Annotated in this window: 3 protein-coding genes; all 3 read right to left on the reverse strand. The window is 59.7% G+C overall.

Annotation, left to right across the window (positions count from 1 at the left end; genetic code table 11):
- Positions 1 to 419 (reverse strand): FAS1-like dehydratase domain-containing protein (locus tag PMI22_RS20840; RefSeq protein WP_007944375.1); only part of this gene is annotated, 419 nt, incomplete at its 3' end.
- A 29-nt stretch (positions 420 to 448) separates the two neighbouring features.
- On the reverse strand, positions 449 to 2,242 hold the full coding sequence (gene lpdA / locus PMI22_RS20835; RefSeq protein ID WP_007944376.1) for a dihydrolipoyl dehydrogenase: 1,794 nt from the start codon (positions 2,240 to 2,242) through the stop codon (positions 449 to 451).
- Between the two features lie 10 nt (positions 2,243 to 2,252).
- A partial coding sequence (locus PMI22_RS20830; RefSeq protein ID WP_007944377.1) for a 2-oxo acid dehydrogenase subunit E2 occupies positions 2,253 to 2,508 on the reverse strand: 256 nt, incomplete at its 5' end.

Here is a 2,508-nt window from a genome sequence, read left to right on the forward strand (position 1 = left end):
CGCTCACCGGAGACCGTGTGCTCCACGGTCACGAACACCAACTCGCCATTGCGTCCGGTTTTGCGTTCGCAGTGTGCAATGCGGGAAATCCTGGTAACGGCCTCGCCGACCCGCAGTGGCTGCTCGAAACTCAGGCGGCCGCCTGCCCACATACGGTTGGGCAGGTCCACCGGCGGCAGGAAACCACCGCGTTTCGGATGGCCGTCGATGCCAATTTCGCTGGCCCGGGCGTTGGGCGTGAAGTACACCCAGTGCCACAGGGGCGGCAACTCGGCACCCACTTCCAAACCATCGGGATCCAGATCAAGCGTGGCGGCCAGCGCCTGGACAATACGTTGATCGATGCGGTCGGCACGCAGTTCCCCTCGGCCCACCCATTGGGTCAAGTCAACTGTGCTTGTCTTGTTGCAACCGTTCATTCTCGTCTCCTGCGCCACGTGTTCTGTTATCAGGCTTCTTTGCGACGTGCCGCCGGCAAGTCGGTGCAACTGCCATGGGCGACTTCCGCCGCCATCCCCACGGTCTCACCCAAAGTCGGATGAGGATGGATGGTCTTGCCGATATCCACGGCATCGGCGCCCATTTCGATGGCCAGGCACACCTCGCTGATCAGATCGCCCGCACCAGTGCCGACGATGCCTCCGCCGACCACCCGATGAGTTTCTGCATCAAACAAAAGCTTGGTGAAGCCTTCATCTCGGCCATTGGCAATCGCGCGTCCAGACGCGGCCCACGGGAAAACCGCGGCCTCGACTTTGATACCTTTGTCCTTGGCTTCTTGCTGAGTAAGTCCGGCCCAGGCAACTTCTGGGTTGGTGTAGGCAACGCCCGGAATCTGCAACGCATCAAAACGGCTGCGAGCAAGCTCTGAATTGTTCAAGGCTTCACCTGCTGCCACTTCAGCGGCGACATGCCCTTCATGGACCGCTTTGTGAGCAAGCATGGGCTGGCCAACGATGTCGCCGATCGCGAAGATGTGCGGTACGTTGGTGCGCATTTGCTTGTCCACGGAGATGAACCCACGCTCACCGACGTTGATACCCGCCTTGTCGGCATCGATTTGGTCGCCATTGGGTTTGCGGCCGACAGCGACCAATACCAGGTCATAGCATTGCGGCTCGGAGGGGGCTTTTTCACCCTCGAATGTCACCCAAATGCCCTGCTCGCTGGACTCGGCTTTCACCGTGCGGGTTTTCAACATCACTTGATCGAAACGGTGGCTGTTGTGCTTTTCCCAGACCTTGACCAAATCGCGATCAGGCCCTTGCATCAAGCCGTCAAGCATCTCGACCACATCGATGCGTGCGCCAAGGGCTGAATAGATGGTTGCCATCTCCAGCCCGATAATCCCGCCGCCCACCACCAACAAGCGCTTGGGCACCGCCCTGAGTTCCAGGGCACCGGTGGAGTCGACGATGCGCGGATCCTGCGGCATAAAGGGCAGCTTGACTGCTTGGCTGCCGGCGGCAATCACGCACTGTTTGAAGCGAATGACCTGCTTTTCACCTGTCTGTTTCTGGCCGGAACCCGAACAGAGTGCGACCTCGATATGGTGCGGATCGAGGAAGCGCCCGAAGCCGCGCACGACCTCAACTTTGCGGCCCTTTGCCATCCCGGCGAGCCCGCCAGTCAGCTTGTTGACCACCGATTCTTTGTGAACGCGCAACTTGTCGATATCCACCTGGCCTGCGCCAAAGTCGATACCCAGTGGTGCCAAATGCGGGACTTCCTCCATCACCGAAGCGATATGCAGCAACGCTTTGGAGGGGATGCAGCCAACGTTCAGGCACACACCACCCAGCGAAGCATAGCGCTCCACCACGATGGTTTTCTGGCCCAGATCGGCTGAGCGAAACGCAGCGGAGTAACCGCCAGGGCCACCCCCCAAAACGAGCACGTCGCACTCCAGATCAGCGTTGCGGGAGCCGGTTGAAGTCACTGCTGGCACCGACGCCGGCGATGAAGCTGCTATTGCTGATGGCAAAGGCCGGGCTGCAACATCATTCAACTCCAGCGTCAACAACACCGCGCCTTCGGCCACGTTCTCGCCGACCTTGACCAGCACTTCCTTGACCACACCGGCGGCTGAAGAAGGCACATCCATCGTCGCCTTGTCGGATTCCAGCGTGCAGATGGCGTCATCGACAGCCACCACATCGCCGACTTTGACCAGCACCTCAATCACCGGCATGGCGGCGGCATCGCCGATGCCTGGCATCTTCACTTCAATAACCTGACTCATGTGCTCTCCCTCAAAGAGTAATTCGACGGAAATCAGCCAACAGAGCCGCCAAATGCTGGAGGAAACGTGCCGCCGCCGCGCCATCCACGACACGGTGATCCCAGGAAAGTGCCAGGGGCAGAATCAGGCGGGGGGCAAATGAATTACCATCCCAAACCGGCCTGATTTGCGCGCGAGTGACGCCAAGGATCGCCACTTCAGGCGCATTGATAATCGGCGTAAAACCGGTACCGCCAATTCCACCGAGACTGGAAACGGTGAAGGTT

Source organism: Pseudomonas sp. GM21 (genome assembly GCF_000282215.1).
In the GTDB taxonomy this organism is placed as follows: Bacteria; Pseudomonadota; Gammaproteobacteria; order Pseudomonadales; family Pseudomonadaceae; genus Aquipseudomonas.

Excerpts from the sequence above, each read along its gene's own strand:
- lpdA (WP_007944376.1), bottom strand. The coding sequence starts at position 2,242 with ATGAGTCAGGTTATTGAAGTGAAGATGCCAGGCATCGGCGATGCCGCC.